Here is a 20,275-nt window from a genome sequence, read left to right as displayed (position 1 = left end):
CGGCCTTTGAGCGCGACCGGGCTCAGATCCAGCAACGGGCGGTTTTGCGAGAACCGCCCGTTTGCACATTCTGGCAGATTTCCCAGACACAAGAGCGCGACATAAGCCGTTCCAACCATCCGCGCGGGGAAGGCCGGGATGCTCCGGTTGCCCTGTTGTCCGCTATGCATGAAGCACACGCAACCTGCTCTTGGCATGGCGGTCCATCGGAGCCAACCGGCTCCCGGCCTTCCCTGCGCCCTCGGCCGTTTTGAGGGTGATGATCCAAACAGGGGCTCGGGCAGATGTGCCGCGAGAAGGTGAACCTGTGCTTGCAACCAAAAGGCCAATGTGGATGCAGGCTGCTCCCATACCGCGCACTGCGTCATTGCGAGCGAAGCGAAGCAATCCAAACTGTCACCCTGGAAAGACTCTGGATTGCTTCGCTTCGCTCGCAATGACGACCGGGAGAGTGAGTGTGACGATTGCCCTCAATCATTCCGCCAGCGTGGCCTCCACGAAGCCGCGCGGGTCGGCGCAAAATTCACGCATCACCCGGTAATGATCGGTCTGCTCCACCGTAACCGGCTCCAGGCCGTATTTACCCAGCCGCAGCAGCTGCGCATTCGGATAGGCCATCAGCAAGGGTGCGTGGGTCGCCATGATCACCTGACAATTGCCAGAGAGGTCCATGCGATGCAGGAGCTTGAGGAAGTCCATCTGCCGCGCCGGCGACAGCGCCGATTCCGGCTCGTCGAAGATGTAGATGCCCTGCTTCTGGCAGCGCTCCTCGAAGAAGACCAAAAAGCCCTCGCCATGGGAAAAGGAGAGATAGTCCGGCGCCTCCTGAACGCTTGCACCAAACACGCCCTCCATGGCTTGCGCGGCGCTCACGGCCGAGCGGTCCATGTAGCGCGCGATCGAAAAGAACGTCTCGGCACGGAAGAACCAGCCGTCGGTCACCTTCGGGACCCACGCGGCCCGCAAAGCAGACGACAGCACTTCGCCAGTGATTTCGATGCCGCCGCCGTCTATCTCCTGAAAACCCTTGCGGCCGCCAGTGCTGGCAAAGCCGGCCAACCCCGCGATGCCCTCAAGAATGGTCGATTTTCCGGCGCCGTTCTCGCCGACGATGATCGTGACCGCGGACTCGAAGCTGTGATCGAACTCATCCCTGAAGGCGGGAAGGCAGAACGGATAAGCCTCCCAGTCCTCGACCCGCGAGCGATCGAGCCAGACACGCCTGAGATAGGGCGCACGCAGTGTGGTCTGTCGACGTCGTGTCCGGCTCATGCTCCCGCTCCCGTCCCCGCCGAAATCTTCAAGGAACATATCAGGAACACAAGCCGCATGGAAGTGGCATCTGCGGAAAGTCGCAAGCTACGGTCGTGCCTTTTAGCCCATGGGCTCCAGCACCAGCTCCATGGTCATCAGCACGGGATTGTCGCCGCGGACCAAGCGGCCCTCGGCGAGGCCGCCCGTGTAATCGATCAGGGCGACATCGAGGGCGGCTTCGAGCGCGCCGGACGAACCGGCCTCGATCGCGCCGCACGTTACCGCCAGCTCAGTGGCAAACGGCTCGGTAACGCCGCCATAGGTGAAGCGCGCGCCGATGGTCGAGCCGACGCCACCGTGAATTTTCGCACGCACAATGCCGTGCGCGCGACAGAATGCTTCGAGGCAGCCGGCAAAATCCTGGTTAGGCCGCAGCCGCAGGGCGAAGGCGCGGCTCTTGGCCTGCGCACCGGTGCTCTCAGCCGCAACCGGCCCGAACAGCTTGAAATTCGTTTCTGGATCGGACTCGGCCGTGAACATCGCACCATCGAGACCGAAGGCTTCGACGGCGAACGGTTCGGCGACAACAGTCTCGTCGGGCAACATGTGGCCGCCGCTGGCGCGGCCATCGGCCTCCGTCCACAGCCCGTGGCAATGAAAGAACGGCGCACCCTCCCGCACACCCAGCGTCATGCTGCCGAGCTTCGTGCGCGTCACGCCCTTGGGCCGAAACGCATCGCTGTAGAACGCTGCATTGTCGCCAGTCTTCGACAGTGCCGGCATCACATAGCCGAACGGCCCAAGCGCGCCAGCACCAAAATTGAGCACGCCGCCGGCAAAACCCTCCGCGGCAAAACCACGGCGCGCGGCTTCCAGCAGCGGCAGACCGGCTTGAAGCGTGAAGGCAAAGGCGCGTCCCCTCGCCTCCACCCATTGGATGCGTTCTGCGTGAGGTGCGCCCGGCTGCTTGATGCTGCGCATGACGCCCGCTCAGCTGGCCTTCGTCTTGTCGAGATCGAGCAGGCCTCGCGCCTCGAGCTCGTCGCGTACCATGCGTTTTGGAATCTTGCCGTAGCCGGATTTCGGCAGCGCCTCCCAGAAGAAGAACCGCTTCGGCATCTTGTAGCGCGGCACCATCGGCGAGAGAAATGCCGCCATCTCCGCTTCGCTCACCGGCTTCTCGCCTTCGCGCGCGACGCAGACGGCAATGCCGACCTCTCCCCAGGTCGGATCGGGCACGCCGAGCACGGCGACCTCGCCGACGGCCGGATGCGTCAAAATCTTCTCCTCGATCTCGCGTGGATAGATGTTGGAGCCGCCGGAGATGTACATGTCGGAGGCCCGTCCCGTGATGTAGACAAAACCCTCCTCGTCCATGTGACCGAGATCGCCGGTGCGGAACCAGCCGTTGCGGAACGCTTTCGCATTGGCTTCGGGGTTGTCGTGGTAGCCGGCGAACACCGCGGGGCCGATCACACAGATCTCGCCGCTCTGGTTGGCTCCCAGCTCGCGGCCCTCATCGTCCTGGATCGAGACCTGCATGCCGGTGCGCTCGAAGCCACAGGTACCGATCTTCGCATGCGGGCCGTCCTCGGAATCGTGCAACGCGGCCGGCAGCACGGTAATGTTGCCGGTGACCTCGCCAAGGCCAAAATACTGCACGATCACCTTGCCGAGCTTCTTCAGCGCCGCTTTCTGGTCCTCGCGATACATCGGCGCGCCGGCATAGATCACGTGACGAAGCGAGGAATGGTCGTATTTGTCGGCCGCGGGGTGCTCGACCATCATCTTCAAGATGGTCGGCACCGTGAACAGATTGCTGACGCGCTGCGCCTCGATGAGGCGAAACGCCTCGTTGATGTCGAATTTCTCAGTCGGCAGCAGCACGGTACGCGCGCCGCGTGCGGTCTGCATCAACTGATGCACGCCGGCGCCGTGCGACAATGGCGCCACCACCAGCGAGGCATCCTCCTCCGTCACACCGGGTGTCAGATCGGCCAGATGGTTGGTGACGACAAAGCCCATCTGGCCATGGGTCAGCACCGCCGCCTTGGAGCGCCCGGTGGTGCCGGAGGTGAAGAAGAACCAGCAGGGATCGTCATGCTCGACTGCGACATTGTCCACGGCAGCGCCCGTATGCGAGGCGATGGCGTCAGCCACCGAGCGCTCGCCGAATGCGGCCTTGCCGTCGATGCTCCAGGTGAATTCCAGTGCGCCGCCCTTCACCGCCGCTGCGTGCTCGGGAAAATCGGCATGGCACAAGAACGCCTTCGCCCCGGAGGCCTGGGCGAGATAGCTGACCTCATCCGGCATCAGGCGGAAATTGGTGGGGACCCAGACTGCACCGAGCCGGAACGCGGCGAACATCGAAAAGAACATCTCGTCGGCATTCTTGGAATGGACGAGGATGCGGTCGCCCTTCGTAATACCGCGCGCGGCGAGCGCCGCCGCCAGCGCCGAGACCTGCGCATCGATCTCGCGCCAGGTCCAGGACTTGTCACCCCAGACAAAGCCAGGTCGCGATCCATGCCGCCGCGCATTCTGGGTCAGCATGTAAGCGAGATTCATGACTCGGCGGGACATGCGCAGGGGCTGCATCGGGCTTCCTCTTCGAGTGCGGACAGCAGGTTATCTGCCCGCTCATTGCAGCCCATTTATCGCGATCGAACGCGCCCCCGCAAGGCCGCCTGCCGCGCGCCTGCCCTACGGCTCCCTGAACGCAAACGGCCTTGTCGTGATGGCTCTCTCCTTGACGCAGGTCTGCGCACCAAAGCCGCCGCAATAGCTGCCAAGCAGATCGAAACGGATGACACGCGAAGCGCCGGGCTTGATCGATTTCGGCTTGATCTCGTAGCTGTGGGCGCGGCCGTCGAAGACGAGACGCACGTCCCCACCCGGCAACGCCGCCAGGATGTTCATCGTGCAGTCGCCGGTTCCGCAATAGACGGTCTCGCGCTCACCGCATTTGGTGCCCGCTGAAATCGACGATGTAGTGGTCTCGCCCGTCACCGGTCAGGTCGATCCTGCGCACCGTATCAGGCGCGAAGGTTACGGCGCCGCCGTCCTGGCGGTCGCAGTCCGCATTGGCATAGCGCAGCGCCTTCTGCACGCCCGGCGGATAATCGGACGGATTGAAACGGCTTTGCATCGTCGGCGCGCGCGGCGGCGGCGAACTCAGCAAGCAGGAGGATCAAACGCATGCGCGTTGTCGCCGGCGCAGCCGCAGCCGTTCAGGGAATTTTAAACATGATCAGCGCAACCTCGCTCAGGTCTCGCGTAAAGAGTATCGCATTATGGTCAAAGCGCCCGCCTTCCTCCTGCTCACGCTGGCGCTTGCCGGATGTGCCGCGGCCCCGCAAGTGCGTCTGGCCTCAGATCCCGCCTTCAAGCCCGCGCGCTATGCCTGGGATGGCGCCGGCGAGGATCCCAACCGGCCGCACGCAGCGTCCGGACCGACGCGCACCGCAGTCCGATCCCAGCACGAGCGATCGCACGCCGGACTTCAGCCCTATTCGAAGGAATGGTGGCAGGCGCAGGAGGGCAGCGACGCCGAGCAGGACGCCAGGGTCAACCGCTCCCTGGTCATCTGCCGAGGTTGCCTCCGCTCGCAGCCGCAGCCCGAAGATTCCAGGCTCGCCAAAGCCACGGATTGAACCAAACCGCCCTCATGGGTCGAGAGGCGCTCGGACTAGTCAGATATCGTCACGAGCTGAGGGCAGAGGCCCGCCGTCCGTAACCGGCGGGCCTGACGATATCTACGGGCTATTGTCCGTGCTTGAGCATGTCCTGATCATTCAGATCCCAGTCCTGCCACAGCTGGAGTATGCCGAGCAGCACCACCACCGCACCCAGGCTCGTGTGATAGATGCGGAGAAAGCCTTCACCGGAATAGCCGATGACGTAAGGCGAGGCGATGAGCCACAGTCCGACCAGGATCGTCATCACCTCTTGCCAGCGCTGCAAGGCGACATATTCGAGCTGGCTGAGGCCAAACACGACCAGACCGATTGCGACCGTATTCAGGATCATCGTCTGGTGTCCGGCGATCGCTTGATCCTGGATCGGAAACCACGGCGAAGCCACGATCACCGCGCCGAGCAGCATCCCGCACCAGTCTTCCCATGTTCGATGAGTATTGAAGAAACCAAAGTCCGACATCGTACCCTCCTACAACGAGGCATACGTCTGCGGCTGGCAATCACGACACTCCGAATGTCTGGCGACCCTGCCGGCCGCATTCGGGCGTATGTCCTCCAAAGGACGTGGGAACCGCCGCGGACCTTGCAAGAGCAATATCGAGGATTATTTGCGGCCGCTGTATCATGCTCGCAGAGCGAGACGTCGATGCTGCAATGCGGCCGCAGGGACGCGCGTTTGCAGATATCTCCCCTGCCGCAATCTCCCTTGGTCTCACCTTGGCAAGGGCGGGGTCAGCCTCCTAAATCGGGACGCAATCTGCACTATGGAAAGGTCCCACATGGCGGCTTCGGTACGCGACAACAAGGACAAGAACCGCTTCGAGCTCGATGTCGGCGGCGACATCGCCTTCGCCAATTACCGGCTGACGCCGTCGGCCGTGATCATCACCCATACCGAAACGCCGCGCGCCCTCCGTGGCCGCGGTATTGGGTCCGAGCTGGTCAAGGGCGCGCTTGACTTGATCCGCCGCGACGGCAGGAAGGTGATCGCTGGCTGCGGCTTCGTGGTCGACTATCTCGACAGGCACCCGGAAGATGCGGATCTCCTCGCCTGAACCTAAAAGGGCCCGCGAGATCGCGAGCCCCGTGCGGTACGACCGAGCGATCGGTCAGTGCTTGATCTCCGGCGGCAGCTTGCCGCCATTGGCGGCGAGCTTGGACATCACCTGCTTGTGCAGCCAGACGTTCATGCTCGCGGAGTCGTTCATGTCGCCGGTGTAGCCCAGCTCCTTGGCGAGATCCTTGCGCGCAGCGAGGCTGGAATCGATATCGAGCGCCTTCATCAGGTCGACGATGGAGGTGCGCCATTCCAGCTTCTCGCCCTTGTGCGCAGCCACCGCCTTGTCGACGATCGCGGCGACGTCGACGGCCGCCATGGGCGTGGCAGCCGGCGCCGATGTGCCCGGCGCGGCCCCTGCGGGCGCGCTGCCGGCGGGCGCGGCAGCAGCCGGATGGCTGCCGAAGATCGCGCTCATGATTTTCCCGAAAATGCTCATGTCTGCTCCCCGTAAAGGATCCGTTGGACGGCTTTGAGTGGCACTTATAAACGATGTTCCTGCGTTGCGCCCGCGAAGTTGTGCGAACCAGCACGCAGCATCAGCTTATCTGCGGCGAAATGACGGCCGAATGACATCGGCGAGGTTTGCACTGCGTCATCGAATTTCACCCACGCGTGAGGGACAGGACTCGCAATTGGGAGTACGCTTACCGTTCAGCTCGCGATGCCATCCGGAATTCGCGTCTGGTCGGAATCGCGATCGTTCAAGCAAGCGGCCGCGCGCGCCGTTGCCGGCGCGAGATCGGCCGTATGGCAAGGGAGCTAGCGACCATGGCCACACTCTACCAGGGCAATGTCCCCGGCACGGCCCGGACCGCGGAAGCGGCTGGACCGATGATCCGAACCATCCAATTGTCCGACCTGCACGACGCGCTGAAGCGCGGCTGGGAGGATTTCAAGGCCATTCCGAGCCACGCCATCATCCTCTGCGTGATCTATCCGGTGCTCGGCCTCGTGCTCGCCCGTGTGGTGATGGGCTACTCGGTGCTGCCGCTGCTGTTTCCCCTGGCCGCGGGTTTCGCATTGATCGGCCCCTTCGCGGCGCTCGGTCTCTACGAGCTCTCCAGCCGGCGCGAACGCCATGAGGAGGCCACCGCCTGGGATGCCATGGAGGTGCTGCGCTCGCCGTCGTTCGGTGCGATGCTCGGCCTCGGCACGTTGCTGCTCGCTCTGTTCGTGACCTGGGTCGCGACCGCGCAGGCGATCTACGTTGCGGCATTCGGCTATGAGGGCGTGACCGGTATCTCGGATTTCCTGACGCGCGTTCTGACGACGCGGCAGGGCTGGTGGCTGATCGTGGTCGGCTACGGCACTGGCTTCCTGTTCGCGCTCGCCGCGCTCTGCATCAGTGCCGTGTCGTTCCCCTTGATGCTCGACCGCCATGCCGGAGCATTCGAGGCAATGAGCACCTCGCTGCGCGTCGTTGCGAAGAACCCGGTGCCGATGGCAGCCTGGGGCTTAATCGTATCGGTGTTGCTGGCGCTCGGAACGATCCCGGCGTTCCTCGGCCTCGCCGTGGTGATCCCGGTGCTCGGCCATGCCACCTGGCACCTCTACCGCAAGGTGATCGTGTCCGATCCAGGCGCTCGTCCCGTGCCGCCTCCACCGCATCGTCCGCGCAAGCCCGCCGCCGATTTCCCCGCCAACCTCTTCCCCTGGCGGAATAGGACGGACGCCTGACGATATCGTGACGTGCGATCCTGCCCGGCTCGGGCAGGATTGCGCGCCGTCACACGCCTTGCTTTGGCCGCGGTTGCAACCGAGATTATGCGCGCCGGTCGGATCACTTCACGGAATCCATTTCATCTGATGACCACGACGATTTCTCGTCTCGCTCTCGCAGCCCTCGCCCTCTCCGCGTCTATCCTGTCAGCCCAGCCAGTGCTCGCCGCTGTTGCCTGCGGCTCCGGCAATTTCGACGCCTGGCTTGCGGACTTCAAAACCGATGCTGCGGCGAAGGGCATCTCGCAACAGGCCATTGCATCGGGACTCGCGGGCGTGACGCTCGATCAGGGCGTCCTCAATCGCGACCGTTCGCAAAAACTCTTCAGCCAGACCTTTGAGGAGTTTTCAGGCCGCATGGTGCCGCCCCGCATGCAGCGCGGCTCCAATATGATGAAGCAATACGGCTCGGTGCTGTCGCGCATCGAGCAGGCCTACGGCGTCCCAGGCGAGGTGCTAGTCGCGATCTGGGGCCTCGAGACCGATTTCGGCGTCAACACCGGCAAGTTCGCCACCATCCGCTCGCTGGCGACGCTGGCCTATGATTGCCGGCGCTCCGAGCAGTTTCGCGCCGAGCTGATGGATGCTCTGCGCATCGTCGAGCGCGGCGACCTCCCTCCCGCCGACATGAAGGGCGCCTGGGCCGGTGAGCTCGGCCAGACCCAGTTCATGCCGTCGTCCTGGATGAAGTACGCCGTTGATTTCGACGGGAACGGCAAGCGCGACCTCTTGCACAACGTGCCTGACGTGCTCGCCTCCACCGCCAATTATCTCGCCGGCTATGGCTGGCAGCGCGGCAAGGATTGGCAGCCGGGCAGTCCGAACTTCGCGGTGCTCCAGCAGTGGAACAAGAGCGAGGTCTATTCCAAGACCGTGGCTTATTTCGCCACCCAGCTCGCGCGCGCTCCGTAAGCCCCGCGATGGAGCGCGGAGGGCCAATCGCTCGGCGACCGGCCTTCTCTGGGATGCGCCCCTGGCGGCGTGCATCACCTTTTTCGGATGCACCCCAGCCGGTCCAGTCCTCTCCGCACGCGACGAATCGTAGCGCAACTGGCTAATGTGAATATTTATTCATTCTTATATCCCCCAAAAGCATGCGAATAGCGCATACTGAACTTGGGTGTAGACGCTGGAAACCTCCTAACAGATCGCTGGGTGAAACATATTTCCGCAATGCATTAAACTGCGCATTTCACACTAACCCCTGCGATGACGGACATTACCGGACCGGAATCCGCCTCATGATCATGATTTGAGCGGGAGCGCCCTCAGGTTAATCGTCGGTTACCATTGCTATGCATTCATCGCTTAGCTGCATCGCAACATAGGAACTTTCGCACTGCACTACTCTCACCTATATTCATTTCAACGACGAGGCCCGGGCAAGGGCTGAATCGAACTACAGGAGACTACCAATGCTGCTCTCGCTCATCCGCATGATCCAGGCATTCCGGGACTACCAGCGCAATGTTGCCGAGCTGTCCCAGCTCAGCGATCGCGAACTGGCCGACATCGGCCTCGACCGCTCGGACATCCCGCGCGTTGCCGCCGGCCAGTATCAGGGCTGATATCGTTCAGCCGTTCGCCGGACGAACCGATAGCGCCCGCTTCGTGCGGGCGTTATCGTTTCTGATGGCAGAAAACTCGATCTCGGCGATTCCACTGGCCGCCGAAAAGCGCTACCTGTCCGCCCCATGACAGGATCCCGATCGAACATCGTGCACGTGATCGGCGCCGGCCTTGCCGGTTCCGAAGCCGCCTGGCAAGTGGCCAAATCCGGCGTGCCCGTGGTGCTGCACGAAATGCGGCCGACCCGCATGACCGAGGCGCACCGCACCGACGGGCTCGCCGAGCTTGTCTGCTCCAATTCGTTCCGCTCGGACGATGCGGCCAATAACGCAGTTGGCCTGCTGCATGCGGAGATGCGCCGGCTCGACTCGCTGATCATGCGCGCGGCCGATGCCAACCAGGTGCCCGCGGGCGGCGCCTTGGCCGTGGACCGCGACGGCTTCTCGGCGGCGGTCACGGCGGCGCTGAACGACCATCCCCTCATTGAGATCGCCCGCGGCGAGGTCGCAGGCCTGCCGCCAGCCGACTGGAGCAACGTCATCGTTGCGACCGGTCCCCTCACCTCCGCGCCGCTGGCCGATGCCATCCGCGAGCTGACCGACGAGAATGCGCTCGCCTTCTTCGACGCTATCGCGCCGATCGTGCACCGCGAATCCATCGACATGTCAGTGGCCTGGTTCCAGTCGCGCTACGACAAGGTCGGTCCTGGCGGCAACGGCGCCGATTACATCAACTGCCCGATGACCAAAGAGCAGTATGACGGCTTCGTCGCGGCGCTGATCGCCGGCGAGAAGACCGAGTTCAAGGAGTGGGAGACCAACACGCCCTATTTCGACGGCTGCTTGCCGATCGAGGTCATGGCGGAGCGCGGTCCCGAGACGCTGCGCCACGGCCCGATGAAGCCGGTCGGCCTTACCAATCCGAACGATCCGACCACGAAGCCTTACGCGATCGTGCAGCTGCGCCAGGACAACAAGCTCGGCACGCTCTACAACATCGTCGGCTTCCAGACGAAGCTGAAATATGGCGAGCAGCAGCGCATCTTCCGCACCATACCGGGACTGGAGAAGGCTGAATTCGCCCGTCTCGGCGGCCTGCATCGCAACACCTTCCTCAATTCGCCAAAGCTGCTCGACGGCCAGTTGCGCCTGCGCGCGCAGCCGCGGCTGCGCTTTGCCGGTCAGATGACGGGCTGCGAGGGCTATGTGGAATCCGCCAGCGTCGGCCTGATCGCCGGCCTCTATGCGGCCGCCGACGCGCGCGGCGAGACGCTGGCGAGCCCGCCCAGCACGACGGCGCTGGGATCGCTGCTTGGCCACATCACCGGCGGCCATATCGAAACCATCGAGCCCGGCACGCGCTCGTTCCAGCCGATGAACATCAATTTCGGCCTGTTCCCGCCGCTCGCGACCGTGCCGACCAAAAAGCCAGACGGCACGCGGCTGCGCGGCAACGAGAAGACGGTGGCCAAGAAGCAGACGCTGAGCGCCCGCGCGCTCGCCGATCTCGATCGCTGGATCACCGATCACCTGCGCATTGCCGCCGCCGCGTGAGTTTTCGATGAGCCTCCCCCAAGACGACGCCGCGGAGCTGTCGGCTCGCTGGACCGAGGGCGTGCTGCTCAAGCGCGACGTGTTCTCGACCGTCGAGCGCGGCCGCTTCCGCAGCGAGAACGGCGATGTCGACGCGGTGCTGCGCCGTCTCGACGAGGTGCCGTGGTGGTCGTTCCTCTTGGCACGCCACCTGTTCGCGCGCGAGAAGCATGCGCTCGCGCTCGCCAAAGGCCTCAACGTCGGTCCGGAGCTGCTATGGGCCGGACGCCGCGCGCTGGTGCGCGGCTTCGTTGATGGCGTCGCGCTGCATCTGGCCAAGCCGCATGGCGACCTCGCCTATTTCCGCTCGGCCAAGGCCGCGCTGCGGCGGCTTCGCCGCGCCGGCATCTGCCACAACGATCTCGCCAAGGAGCAGAACTGGCTGGTCGGTCGCGACGGCCGCGCCTATGTCACCGACTTCCAGCTCGCCGCCTGCTTTGCGCGGCGCGGCCGGCTCTACCGCATCCTGGCCTATGAAGATCTCCGGCACCTGCTCAAACACAAGCGCTCCTACGTGCCCGAGGCCCTGACGCCGCGCGAGCGAAAGATCCTTGCGAAGAAGTCATTCGCCGCGAGCCTGTGGCTCGCCACCGGCAAGAAGGTCTATCGCGCCATCACACGCGGCCTATTCAACTTCACCGACCGCGAGGGTGGTGGCCGCCGCCTCGTCAACGACGCGCCGGTGCTGTCGGAGCTGATCTGCAAGAACCCGGCCGTGCGCGACACAGCTATCGTCGCCTTCGCCGACCGCCGCTCCGGCGTCGGGCTCTATGCCTTCGTCGAAGCCGACCAGGCCGCGCTCGAAGGCGAGCTCCGCAACGAGATTGCGGCCGCCAAGGGGCCCAAGCCGCCGGAACACATCCAGGTCGTACACGCCCTGCCCCGCGACAGCAGCGGCAGGCCGCGCACCGAGATCCTGCAACTGGTCGCCATGAACCAGCTCGACCTGATCGAGCCGATGATGAAGAACGACCAGGACCGTGCCTTCTTCAAGGACATCCTGGAGCAGCGTAAGAACCTGCGCGACCGCTTCAATTTCGAGGCGGACCTGCCAACGAGCTAAGGTCCCGCGCGCCTTGAAGCGTCCACATTGGCAAGAGAGAAGCGGTCGGGCAAAGGCAGACTTGGTGGGGTCATGGGTGCTTGGCGGACGATGATGCATCGTGTGGTTGGCGGGGTGATCGCCGGCCTTCTGCTGCTCACAGGAGCGCCCGCAATGGCGGAATCCCCGGCCGAGCTGATCTCGAGCTTCCGCCTCAAGCATGGAGAGGTCCGCGTCCTGCGCGACGCCACGCTCGATCGTATCGCCATGGACCAGGCCCGCGCGATGGCGGCCAAGGACGACCTCAACCATGACGCACTCGGCCCGTTCAACCGCCGCGTCGCTCCGGCCGGTGCGGGCCGCGCCGCCGAGAACATCGCCTACGGCTACGACAATTTCGAGAAAACCCTGGGACAGTGGATCGACTCCTCCGGGCACCGCAAGAACCTGCTGCTGCATAACGCCTCGCGCGTCGGCGTCGCGAGCGCCAAGAACGCCAGCGGCAAGCGCACCTATTGGGCGATGGTGATCGCCGGCGATTACGAGCCGAAGGGCAAAAGAAAGAAGGACAAGGAGCCGCTGGTTGCCGTGAAGCGCGAGGCCGCGCCCGCAGGCAAGCCCAAATCCAGCGGTTGCCACATCAAGCTGCTCAGCCTCTGTATCTGAGGCCAGGGCAACTTTCAGCCGCGGCGCGCTGCCTCGACGGCGGCGACGTCGATCTTCGTCATCCCCATCATCGCGTCGAAGGTGCGCTTGGCCTCAGGGCCGCCGGCCGCCAGCGCTTCGATCAATACACGCGGCGTGATCTGCCAGGAAACGCCCCATCTGTCCTTGCACCAGCCACACGCACTCTCCTGCCCGCCATTGCCGACGATGGCGTTCCAGTAGCGATCTGTCTCCTCCTGATCGTCAGTGGCGATCTGGAACGAGAAGGCTTCGTTGTGCTTGAACACGGGACCGCCATTGAGGCCGAGACAAGCAACGCCAGCCACGGTGAATTCGACGGTCAAAACATCGCCCGCCTTGCCGGACGGGTAATCGCTGGGCGCGCGGTGAACGGCAGTCACGGCGCTGTCCGGAAAGGTCTTGGCATAAAAGCTTGCAGCAGCCTCGGCGTCCTTGTCGTACCAGAGGCAGATCGTGTTCTTCGCCATCGCGCTTCCTTTCAGTTTCCCCAACGCCATCACGCTCTCTCAGCATAGGCATCTGGATCGGCCTGCTCCAGCCGCACCTTCGCTTTGCCCGTCTTGCGCGCGTGCGTCATTGTGTCTTAGCTTCAGGACCCCAAATTAGCAGGCTCTCGCTCTCACTTGATCGATATCGACCAGATACGTTCCGACACGCCGGCCGCCTCCCGGCTCGCGTATCTCCACAACGCCGGCGCGGCACTTATGCCGGCGGCCGTAGTCGCGGCGATGAAGCAGCACATCGATCTGGAGAGCGATATCGGCGGCTATGCCGCCGCCGATCAGGAAGCGCGCCGCCTTGAAGCGGTCTACGGCTCGGCGGCGCGGCTGCTCAATGCCGCACCAGATGAGATCGCCCTCGTGGAGAACGCAACCGTTGCCTGGCAGATGGCGTTCTATGCTCTTCAGTTTCGCAAGGGCGATCGCATCCTGACCGCAGAGGCGGAATATGCCGCCAATTATGTTGCGTTCCTTCAAGTCGCCAAACGTACAGGCGCGGTCATCGAAGTCGTGCCAAGCGATGCCAGCGGCGAGCTTGATGTTCAGGCGCTCGAACGCATGCTCGACGAGCGCGTGAAGCTGATCGCCATCACCTGGGCTCCAACAAATGGCGGGCTGGTCAATCCTGCGGCGGCCGTCGGCAGGACCGCGCGGGCACACGGCATTCCCTATCTGCTCGACGCCTGCCAGGCGATCGGTCAGATGGAGGTCGATGTCGAAGCCATCGGCTGTGATATGCTGTCGGCCACGGGGCGCAAATTCCTGCGCGGCCCGCGCGGCACCGGCTTTCTCTATGTCCGCAGAGCGATGCTGCAAGGGCTCGAGCCGCCGATGATCGACCATTTCGCCGCGCCCTGGGTCTCGCGCGATGAATATCGACTCCGCGATGATGCGCGCCGTTTCGAAACCTGGGAAAACAACTACGCGGCCCGGCTCGGCCTGGGAGCTGCCGTCGATTATGCCCTCGCGATCGGCCTTGGTCCGATCGAACAGCGCTGCCGCCTGCTTGCAGACCGTCTTCGCAGCGGCCTCGCCTGCATTCGCGGCATCAAGATACGCGACCTCGGCCGCACGCCGGGCGCCATCGTCAGCTTCACGATGGATGGACATGAAGCGGATGCCATCGTCAGCAGCGCCGCTGCGGCCGGGATCACGATCGGCGCCTCGGATCCGTCGAGCACCCGCATCGACGCAGAAATCCGCGCGCTGCCGCCGGTCGTGCGCGCTTCTCCGCACTATTACAACACGGAAGCCGAGATCGACGGACTGATCGGGCACCTCGCGGGTTTAGCACCGCGATAGCCGGGCGCGCCGCTCAGGTGCAGCGCGCGCTCAACCCGGACGCGCTGAGCCTTGCCATCACCTCGTCGAGATGGGCGCTGTCGCGGGTCTCGATGACCAGTTGTAGCAGCGTCGCCTTGGCCGGCAGGTCTGAGAACGTCCGCTGATGCGAGACCTCGATGATGTTGGCACCGGCTTCAGCGAGTAGCGCGGCCACCGCGGCCAATTGCCCGGGCCGGTCAGGAATATCGAGTGAAAGCTGGGTCAGTCGCCCCTCGCGCGCCAGTTCACGGGTCAGGACCGAGGCGATCAGCCTCGTATCGATGTTGCCGCCGCTCAGCACCAGGCCCACTTTCTGGCCGGCGAAGCGGGATGGATCGGACATCAGCGCGGCAAGGCCGGCGGCACCGGCACCCTCGACCACCGTCTTCTCGATTGAGATCAGGGTCGCCACAGCGCGCTCGAGCTCCGCTTCGTTCACGAGGGCAATGTCGTCGACGAGGCGGCGGACGATCTCGGTGGTGATCGTGCCGGGCGATTTGACCGCGATGCCTTCGGCGAGCGTGTCGCCGCGCGCCGGCAGATTCCCATCATGGATGGCGTTGTACATCGAAGGATAGAGCCAGGCTTCGACGCCCAGGATTCGTAGCGACGGTTTGATGGACTTGGAGGCAATGGCGATGCCGCTGATCAGCCCGCCGCCGCCGATCGGGACGACCATCGTATCGAGTTCCGGCACTGCCTTCATCATCTCCAGCCCGACGGTGCCTTGCCCGGCGATCACCAGCGGATCGTCATAGGGATGGACGAAGATCATGCCGCGCGCCTCACCGTGGCTCCGCGCGAACGCGGCCGCCTCCTCCAGGGTCGCGCCGGTGACCACCACCTCCGCGCCGTGATGCTTCGTGTTTTCGATCTTCACCATGGGCGTGCCGATCGGCATGACGATGGTGGCGGGAATGTTGAGCCTTCTCGCGTGATAGGCGACGCCCTGTGCGTGATTACCCGCCGACATCGCGATGACGCCGCGCGCACGCTCCTCCGGCCTCAGCGCGGCGAGCCGGTTGAGGGCGCCGCGCTCCTTGAACGAGGAGGTGAATTGAAGGTTCTCGAATTTGAGCCAGATGTCGCAGCCGCAGATGTTGCTCAGCGTCCGGCTGTAGCTACAGGGCGTTTCGACGAGGGCACCCCGAATGGTCTCGGCGGCCGCATGGATGTCGCTTGGTGCAACCGGAAAGTCGCCGAGATCGGAGGTCAAGCTTTGGGACAAGTCAGCCATAGGACAGCATAGAGCATTTGGCCGCCTCAGGCGATAAGCCCGCTCCTATTTGGTAAACTCCCTGGAGCGCGAAGCCCGCCACAGCGTCCACAGCGTGCGCAGCCGCGAGGCCGGCTGCGGCGCGAACGGATTGCGCCCAGGTAGGGACAGGCGCTTGAGATCGGCCCGGACCTGGCTCAGCAGCAGAAACGCAGGCCGCACGGACGGCGGTACCTGCGGCAGCAGCGACGAGGCCGTGGTCAGATGCTGCCGCGCCTCGCCTGCGAGTTGGTCCAGCACGGCGCGCAGACCCGGCGTCGCCTTGCCGGCGAACACATCCTCCACGTTGCAGTTGTGGCTCGCCAGCACCTGCTGTGGCAGGAACAATCGCCGGTGCGCGGCATCACGCGGCAGGTTGGCAATGACCTGGACGATACCCTGGGTCAGCCCGGCATGACGGGCGAGATGCTCGACCGACTCCGACGGCGGCGCCATGATCCGGGCTGCGAGAGCAAACAGCGCCGATGAGGTCGCCGCCAGATAGCCCTCCAGTGCCGCCATGGTCGGCATCGGATCGTTGTAGAGATCGAACTGGTGCTCGTCGGCGAGCAGCGACAGCGGCTCGACCGGCAGGTCGTAATCGCGGATCGCGCGGAGCAACTCCGCCGCCACCGGATTGCCCTCGGCGCTGCCATGGACATGACCTGACAGCATGTCGGTCCACCATTGCAGGCGAATCTCGCCGGGCAAGGGCTGGCTCACCTGGTCGCGAACCCGCACGATCTCGGCATTGAACGCATAGAGCGCCAGCAGCGCGCGGCGCTCTGCGGCGGGTACGAACAGCGTCGCAACATAACGCGGAAAGTCGTGGCTACGCACGAGATCGGCGCAGAAGGCAACCGAGTCGGGTGGCGGCGCGGTGCTGCTCATGGCACTGCGATCAGCGCGGCCGCGACGCGGCGCCGCTCGCCGATCATGATGTTGTAGGTGCGCACGGCGGGACCGGTCTGCATCGTATCCAGCACCACCCTCACCGCCTTCAAGGCCTGGCGCAGTTCCGGCGGCGGCAGCCAAACCCCCGTTCCGGTGCCAACCAGAAGCGTGTCGATGCTGTTGGCGGCCGCGAACACGCGATCCAAGGAGTAGCGGTCGATCCTGGTGGGATCCGTCACGTCCCAGGCCCAGATCGCGTCCGGCAGGCACAGCAGCGATCCCCGATGTGACATGCCGGCGAAGGCGAAGCCGCCCTTGCCATAGGCCTCAATCGGCGCCGAGCGCGGGAAGTGGGGTGCGTTGGGGTCGCCGGCCATGAGCTCCGCCCGAATTGGCTTACTACCCCCGCAAACGCGTGCGAGCGTGTGCGGTTCGGATCATGCCTTATTTTTCTTCGCCGGCGTTGCCGTATCGGGTGCATCCTCGCGATGCTCGCCGACGCCGAGATAGATCAGAATCGGGGCCGCGATGAAGATCGAGGTGTAGGTGCCGACCAGCACCACACCGAACATCATCACCGCGGTAAAGCTGTGGATGGCATGACCGCCGAACAGCAATAGCGCGAGCAGTGCCAGCGTCACCGTCACGTGGGTGATGATCGAGCGCGACAGCGTCGAGTTGATGGACTCGTTGAGCAGCTGGGGCATCGGCATCTTCTTGTAGCGCCGCAGCATTTCGCGGATGCGGTCGTAGATGACGACGGTGTCGTTGAGCGAATAGCCGAGAATGGTCAGCAGCGCGGCGATACTGGTCAGATCGAAATCGACCTGGCTGATCGACATGAAGCCGATCGTGAGCACGATGTCGTGCACGTTGGCGATCATCGCGCCCAGCGCGAACTGCCATTCGAATCGGAACCAGAGATAGATCAGGATCGCGATGATCGCGAGCATCAGGCCGAGCATGCCGTAGGCCAAGAGCTCACCGGACACGCGCGGGCCGACCACCTCGACCCGGCGGTATTCGACGGAGTCGCCAAGCGCAGTGCGGACCTTCTGCACGGCCTCTTGCTGGGCAGCGTCGCCGCCGGGCTGCTCCGCAACGCGGATCAGAACATCCGCGGGACCACCGAATTGCTGCAGCTGGACTTCGCCGAGACGCAGGCCGTCGAGCGTCGTGCGCATCGCCGCGATGTCGGCGGTACCGGACTTGGCCTGCACCTCGAGCAAGGTGCCGCCGCGGAAGTCGATGCCGAAATTCAGGCCGTGGGTGAAGAACAGCGTGATCGCAACGATCGACAGCGCCGCCGAGATCGGGAAGCTGATGCGGCGGAAGCGCGTGAAGTCGAAATGCGTATCGTCCGGGACGATGCGCAGCGACGGCAAGAGGCCGAGGGCCGCGACCACGGTGAGAATGGCAATGAGGACGCCGAGCCCGATGAGAACGGTGTGAGTCACGATCAGGCTCCTAGATCGGCACGCTCTGCGGCCGCTTCCACCGCACCCACCAGGCGACGATCAGCCGGGTCAGGGTGAAGGCGGTGAACACCGTGGTGATGATGCCGATGCCGAGCGTCACGGCAAAGCCGCGCACCGGGCCGGTGCCGATGTAGAACAGCACGGCGGCAGCAATGAAGGTAGTGATATTGGAATCGAGGATGGTCGCCAGCGCCCGCTTGAAGCCGGCGTCGATCGCCGAGATTGCGTTGCGGCCGGCGCGCAGCTCCTCGCGGATGCGCTCGTAGATCAGCACGTTGGAGTCGACGGCGATGCCGACGGTAAGCACGATGCCGGCGATGCCGGGCAGCGTGAGCGTGGCGTTGAGCAGCGACAGCAGGCCGAAGATCATCGCGACGTTGATCGCCACCGCGACGTTCGCGAACACGCCGAACAGCCGGTAGGTCACAAGCATGAACACGATGACGAGGATCGAGCCGACATAGGCCGCAAGCTCACCTTTCTCGATCGAGTCCTGGCCGAGACCCGGACCGACGGTGCGTTCCTCGACCACCGTAAGCGGCGCCGGCAGCGCACCGGCGCGCAAGAGGATCGCGAGATCGTTGGCCGATTGCACGGTGAAATTGCCGGAGATCTGGCCCTGGCCGCCGGTGATCGGCTCGCGGATGACGGGCGCCGAGATCACCTTGTTGTCGAGCACGATCGCGAACGGCAGTCCCACATTCTCTTGGGTCGCCTGAGAGAATTTGCGCGCGCCCGACGTATTGAACTTGAAGCTGACGACCGGCTCACCCGTGCGCTGGTCGAAGCTTGCCTGGGCGTCGGTCAGGTCGCCGCCGGCGACCAGCACCTGCTTCTTGACCACATAAGGTGTCGGCGGCGGGGACGCGCTCATCAACAGTTCGGATTCCGGCGGCAACCTGCCCTGCTGCGCCTGATCCGGCGGCACGGAGGTGTCAACCATGCGGAATTCCATTTTCGCCGTCTTGCCCAGCAATTCCTTCAGGCGCGTTGGGTCCTGGAGGCCGGGGACCTGCACCAGGATGCGGTCGTTGCCCTGGCGCTGGATCACGGGCTCGACGGTGCCGAGCTCGTTGACGCGGCGTTCGACGATCTGGATCGACTGCTCGATGGTCTTGCGCATGCGATCGAGCATCGCGGCCTGCGGGATGCTCAGGCGGATCACGCCGCCACCGGCATCGGTGACCTCAAGGTCGCGCTGGCCGCTCGATCCCATGAGGCCGCCCAGCGGCTGTGACAACTCCCGCAGCTTGGCGAGTGCGGCCTGCGCATCGGATTCCTTGGTGATACGAACCTCGACGGCGTCGTTGCGCACGGTAACGCCGCCGGTGAAGCCGATCTTGGCATCGCGCAGCGTCCGGCGAACGTCATCGCGGACCTGATCGAGCCTCTCTTTCTTGACATAGGCGGAGTCGACCTCGAGCAGCAGATAGGAGCCGCCCTGGAGGTCGAGGCCGAGCACGAGCCGGCGCTGGGCCCAGGCGGGCCAGGTCTTGACCTGCGCCTCAGGAAAAAAGTTGGGGACCGCGCAGAGGCACACGATCAGCGCCGTCAGGACAATCCCCAGCGCCCTCCACCGCGTGAAATACAACATCGACTAGACCTGTCAGATCAGGAGACTTGCAGGAGACCTATTAAAGACTCGCGGGAAGCACTCACTTCGCCGAACTGTCGTCCTTGACGCTTTCCTTGGCGGATTCTTTGGCCGGCTCGCCCTTGGCGCGCACGCCTGAGATCATCTGGCGCATCTGCCGCACGCGCACGCCGTCGGAGATTTCGAACTCGATCTGGTCGTCGTCGACGACCTTGGTGACCTTGCCGACGAGGCCGCCCGAGGTCACCACCGTGTCGCCGCGGCGGATATTCTTCACGAGATCTGCGTGGTCGCGGACCTTCTTCTGCTGCGGACGCAGAATCAGGAAGTACATGATCACGAAGATCAGGGCGAACGGCAGCAGCGACATCAACATGCTGTTGGTGTCGCCGGCGCCCGCAGCCTGGGCATACGCAGGGGTAATCAGCATTCGGACGATCCTCGTGAGAACGGGAGAAAGCCGGTCATGCCCACAAAGGCGACCGGTTCGGTCAAATTCGCGCGGACTATAGCGGCCATTGCCCCAATTGCAACGCTGCCAGACCGCCCTTTTGGCCACCTTGCGGCGCGTCCTCAGGCCCGATAAGGCTGCGTTCTCAGGAACTTCGGA

General features: G+C 64.2%; 23 protein-coding genes. 9 read left to right on the top strand and 14 right to left on the bottom strand.

Annotation, left to right across the window (positions count from 1 at the left end; translation table 11 throughout):
- Positions 1-474: 474 nt before the first annotated feature.
- The 5 genes from IVA92_RS33000 to IVA92_RS32980 all read right to left on the bottom strand — a co-directional run bounded on the left by IVA92_RS33000 (position 475) and on the right by IVA92_RS32980 (position 4,435).
- Complete coding sequence (locus tag IVA92_RS33000) at positions 475-1,272, bottom strand: AAA family ATPase (RefSeq protein WP_247276042.1); 798 nt, start codon at positions 1,270-1,272, stop codon at positions 475-477.
- Between the two features lie 102 nt (positions 1,273-1,374).
- Positions 1,375-2,235, bottom strand: a complete 861-nt coding sequence (locus IVA92_RS32995; RefSeq protein ID WP_247276041.1) for a DUF296 domain-containing protein — start codon at positions 2,233-2,235, stop codon at positions 1,375-1,377.
- A 9-nt stretch (positions 2,236-2,244) separates the two neighbouring features.
- The gene (locus IVA92_RS32990; RefSeq protein WP_247276040.1) at positions 2,245-3,852 is read right to left on the bottom strand and encodes an acyl-CoA synthetase; all 1,608 of its coding nucleotides are present in this window, start codon (positions 3,850-3,852) and stop codon (positions 2,245-2,247) included.
- Between the two features lie 105 nt (positions 3,853-3,957).
- On the bottom strand, positions 3,958-4,173 hold the full coding sequence (locus tag IVA92_RS32985; RefSeq protein ID WP_247276039.1) for a hypothetical protein: 216 nt from the start codon (positions 4,171-4,173) through the stop codon (positions 3,958-3,960).
- A 37-nt stretch (positions 4,174-4,210) separates the two neighbouring features.
- Positions 4,211-4,435, bottom strand: coding sequence for a hypothetical protein (locus IVA92_RS32980; RefSeq protein ID WP_247276038.1), 225 nt, complete (start codon positions 4,433-4,435; stop codon positions 4,211-4,213).
- A 112-nt stretch (positions 4,436-4,547) separates the two neighbouring features.
- On the opposite strand from IVA92_RS32980, the gene IVA92_RS32975 reads away from it, so the two are divergent.
- Positions 4,548-4,907, top strand: a complete 360-nt coding sequence (locus tag IVA92_RS32975; protein ID WP_247276037.1) for a hypothetical protein — start codon at positions 4,548-4,550, stop codon at positions 4,905-4,907.
- A gap of 109 nt (positions 4,908-5,016) precedes the next feature.
- Here IVA92_RS32975 and IVA92_RS32970 read toward each other — a convergent pair whose 3' ends face one another.
- Positions 5,017-5,412, bottom strand: a complete 396-nt coding sequence (locus tag IVA92_RS32970; RefSeq protein WP_247276036.1) for an SPW repeat protein — start codon at positions 5,410-5,412, stop codon at positions 5,017-5,019.
- 319 nt (positions 5,413-5,731) lie between these two features.
- On the opposite strand from IVA92_RS32970, the gene IVA92_RS32965 reads away from it, so the two are divergent.
- Positions 5,732-6,007, top strand: a complete 276-nt coding sequence (locus IVA92_RS32965; RefSeq protein WP_247276035.1) for a GNAT family N-acetyltransferase — start codon at positions 5,732-5,734, stop codon at positions 6,005-6,007.
- Positions 6,008-6,061: 54 nt separating this feature from the next.
- Here the strand turns inward: IVA92_RS32965 and IVA92_RS32960 are convergent, their stop codons facing one another.
- Complete coding sequence (locus IVA92_RS32960; RefSeq protein ID WP_247276034.1) at positions 6,062-6,448, bottom strand: DUF3597 domain-containing protein; 387 nt, start codon at positions 6,446-6,448, stop codon at positions 6,062-6,064.
- 332 nt (positions 6,449-6,780) lie between these two features.
- On the opposite strand from IVA92_RS32960, the gene IVA92_RS32955 reads away from it, so the two are divergent.
- The 6 genes from IVA92_RS32955 to IVA92_RS32930 all read left to right on the top strand — a co-directional run bounded on the left by IVA92_RS32955 (position 6,781) and on the right by IVA92_RS32930 (position 12,600).
- Entirely contained in the window at positions 6,781-7,689 is a 909-nt protein-coding gene (locus tag IVA92_RS32955) for a DUF2189 domain-containing protein (RefSeq protein WP_247276033.1), read from the top strand.
- 129 nt (positions 7,690-7,818) lie between these two features.
- Positions 7,819-8,643, top strand: coding sequence for a lytic murein transglycosylase (locus tag IVA92_RS32950; protein WP_247276032.1), 825 nt, complete (start codon positions 7,819-7,821; stop codon positions 8,641-8,643).
- A gap of 503 nt (positions 8,644-9,146) precedes the next feature.
- The gene (locus IVA92_RS32945) at positions 9,147-9,299 is read left to right on the top strand and encodes a DUF1127 domain-containing protein (protein WP_007590701.1); all 153 of its coding nucleotides are present in this window, start codon (positions 9,147-9,149) and stop codon (positions 9,297-9,299) included.
- A gap of 126 nt (positions 9,300-9,425) precedes the next feature.
- Positions 9,426-10,853 carry a methylenetetrahydrofolate--tRNA-(uracil(54)-C(5))-methyltransferase (FADH(2)-oxidizing) TrmFO gene (trmFO, locus tag IVA92_RS32940; protein WP_247276031.1) on the top strand — a complete coding sequence of 476 codons (1,428 nt, stop codon included), beginning with the start codon at positions 9,426-9,428 and terminating at the stop codon, positions 10,851-10,853.
- A 7-nt stretch (positions 10,854-10,860) separates the two neighbouring features.
- Positions 10,861-11,955 carry a serine/threonine protein kinase gene (locus IVA92_RS32935; protein WP_247276030.1) on the top strand — a complete coding sequence of 365 codons (1,095 nt, stop codon included), beginning with the start codon at positions 10,861-10,863 and terminating at the stop codon, positions 11,953-11,955.
- Between the two features lie 93 nt (positions 11,956-12,048).
- Positions 12,049-12,600 carry a CAP domain-containing protein gene (locus tag IVA92_RS32930; RefSeq protein WP_247276045.1) on the top strand — a complete coding sequence of 184 codons (552 nt, stop codon included), beginning with the start codon at positions 12,049-12,051 and terminating at the stop codon, positions 12,598-12,600.
- Between the two features lie 14 nt (positions 12,601-12,614).
- On the opposite strand, the gene IVA92_RS32925 is transcribed toward IVA92_RS32930, so the two are convergent.
- Positions 12,615-13,088: a VOC family protein gene (locus IVA92_RS32925; protein ID WP_247276029.1), complete on the bottom strand. Its 474-nt coding sequence runs from the start codon at positions 13,086-13,088 to the stop codon at positions 12,615-12,617.
- Positions 13,089-13,244: 156 nt separating this feature from the next.
- Between IVA92_RS32925 and IVA92_RS32920 the strand changes: the two genes are divergently transcribed.
- On the top strand, positions 13,245-14,423 hold the full coding sequence (locus IVA92_RS32920; protein WP_247276028.1) for an aminotransferase class V-fold PLP-dependent enzyme: 1,179 nt from the start codon (positions 13,245-13,247) through the stop codon (positions 14,421-14,423).
- Positions 14,424-14,436: 13 nt separating this feature from the next.
- Here IVA92_RS32920 and IVA92_RS32915 read toward each other — a convergent pair whose 3' ends face one another.
- The 6 genes from IVA92_RS32915 to yajC all read right to left on the bottom strand — a co-directional run bounded on the left by IVA92_RS32915 (position 14,437) and on the right by yajC (position 20,095).
- The gene (locus IVA92_RS32915) at positions 14,437-15,681 is read right to left on the bottom strand and encodes a threonine ammonia-lyase (RefSeq protein WP_247276027.1); all 1,245 of its coding nucleotides are present in this window, start codon (positions 15,679-15,681) and stop codon (positions 14,437-14,439) included.
- 45 nt (positions 15,682-15,726) lie between these two features.
- Positions 15,727-16,590, bottom strand: coding sequence for a phytoene/squalene synthase family protein (locus IVA92_RS32910; protein WP_247276026.1), 864 nt, complete (start codon positions 16,588-16,590; stop codon positions 15,727-15,729).
- Positions 16,587-16,970 carry an MTH938/NDUFAF3 family protein gene (locus tag IVA92_RS32905; protein ID WP_148777937.1) on the bottom strand — a complete coding sequence of 128 codons (384 nt, stop codon included), beginning with the start codon at positions 16,968-16,970 and terminating at the stop codon, positions 16,587-16,589. The genes IVA92_RS32910 and IVA92_RS32905 overlap by 4 nt, the downstream gene beginning before the upstream one ends.
- Before the next feature lie 60 nt (positions 16,971-17,030).
- Positions 17,031-18,050, bottom strand: coding sequence for a protein translocase subunit SecF (gene secF / locus IVA92_RS32900; RefSeq protein ID WP_247276025.1), 1,020 nt, complete (start codon positions 18,048-18,050; stop codon positions 17,031-17,033).
- A 10-nt stretch (positions 18,051-18,060) separates the two neighbouring features.
- On the bottom strand, positions 18,061-19,665 hold the full coding sequence (gene secD, locus IVA92_RS32895) for a protein translocase subunit SecD (RefSeq protein ID WP_247276024.1): 1,605 nt from the start codon (positions 19,663-19,665) through the stop codon (positions 18,061-18,063).
- A gap of 61 nt (positions 19,666-19,726) precedes the next feature.
- The gene (gene yajC / locus IVA92_RS32890) at positions 19,727-20,095 is read right to left on the bottom strand and encodes a preprotein translocase subunit YajC (RefSeq protein ID WP_247276023.1); all 369 of its coding nucleotides are present in this window, start codon (positions 20,093-20,095) and stop codon (positions 19,727-19,729) included.
- Positions 20,096-20,275 lie beyond the last annotated feature (180 nt).

Source organism: Bradyrhizobium sp. 154 (assembly GCF_023073875.1).
GTDB lineage: Bacteria > Pseudomonadota > Alphaproteobacteria > Rhizobiales > Xanthobacteraceae > Bradyrhizobium.
Note: the sequence above shows the minus strand (reverse complement) of the source record. Positions and strands in the feature narration are given on the sequence as shown.

Bases quoted from the DNA above. Each gene is read 5' to 3' on its own strand.
- IVA92_RS32995 (WP_247276041.1), bottom strand. From the start codon at position 2,235: ATGCGCAGCATCAAGCAGCCGGGCGCACCTCACGCAGAACGCATCCAA.
- yajC (WP_247276023.1), bottom strand. From the start codon at position 20,095: ATGCTGATTACCCCTGCGTATGCCCAGGCTGCGGGCGCCGGCGACACC.
- IVA92_RS32985 (WP_247276039.1), bottom strand. From the start codon at position 4,173: ATGAACATCCTGGCGGCGTTGCCGGGTGGGGACGTGCGTCTCGTCTTC.
- IVA92_RS32930 (WP_247276045.1), top strand. From the start codon at position 12,049: ATGCATCGTGTGGTTGGCGGGGTGATCGCCGGCCTTCTGCTGCTCACA.
- IVA92_RS32990 (WP_247276040.1), bottom strand. From the start codon at position 3,852: ATGCAGCCCCTGCGCATGTCCCGCCGAGTCATGAATCTCGCTTACATG.
- IVA92_RS33000 (WP_247276042.1), bottom strand. From the start codon at position 1,272: ATGAGCCGGACACGACGTCGACAGACCACACTGCGTGCGCCCTATCTC.
- secD (WP_247276024.1), bottom strand. From the start codon at position 19,665: ATGTTGTATTTCACGCGGTGGAGGGCGCTGGGGATTGTCCTGACGGCG.
- IVA92_RS32950 (WP_247276032.1), top strand. From the start codon at position 7,819: ATGACCACGACGATTTCTCGTCTCGCTCTCGCAGCCCTCGCCCTCTCC.
- IVA92_RS32915 (WP_247276027.1), bottom strand. From the start codon at position 15,681: ATGGCTGACTTGTCCCAAAGCTTGACCTCCGATCTCGGCGACTTTCCG.
- IVA92_RS32975 (WP_247276037.1), top strand. From the start codon at position 4,548: ATGGTCAAAGCGCCCGCCTTCCTCCTGCTCACGCTGGCGCTTGCCGGA.
- IVA92_RS32945 (WP_007590701.1), top strand. From the start codon at position 9,147: ATGCTGCTCTCGCTCATCCGCATGATCCAGGCATTCCGGGACTACCAG.
- IVA92_RS32955 (WP_247276033.1), top strand. From the start codon at position 6,781: ATGGCCACACTCTACCAGGGCAATGTCCCCGGCACGGCCCGGACCGCG.
- IVA92_RS32925 (WP_247276029.1), bottom strand. From the start codon at position 13,088: ATGGCGAAGAACACGATCTGCCTCTGGTACGACAAGGACGCCGAGGCT.
- IVA92_RS32905 (WP_148777937.1), bottom strand. From the start codon at position 16,970: ATGGCCGGCGACCCCAACGCACCCCACTTCCCGCGCTCGGCGCCGATT.
- IVA92_RS32960 (WP_247276034.1), bottom strand. From the start codon at position 6,448: ATGAGCATTTTCGGGAAAATCATGAGCGCGATCTTCGGCAGCCATCCG.
- IVA92_RS32965 (WP_247276035.1), top strand. From the start codon at position 5,732: ATGGCGGCTTCGGTACGCGACAACAAGGACAAGAACCGCTTCGAGCTC.
- IVA92_RS32910 (WP_247276026.1), bottom strand. From the start codon at position 16,590: ATGAGCAGCACCGCGCCGCCACCCGACTCGGTTGCCTTCTGCGCCGAT.
- IVA92_RS32970 (WP_247276036.1), bottom strand. From the start codon at position 5,412: ATGTCGGACTTTGGTTTCTTCAATACTCATCGAACATGGGAAGACTGG.
- IVA92_RS32935 (WP_247276030.1), top strand. From the start codon at position 10,861: ATGAGCCTCCCCCAAGACGACGCCGCGGAGCTGTCGGCTCGCTGGACC.
- trmFO (WP_247276031.1), top strand. From the start codon at position 9,426: ATGACAGGATCCCGATCGAACATCGTGCACGTGATCGGCGCCGGCCTT.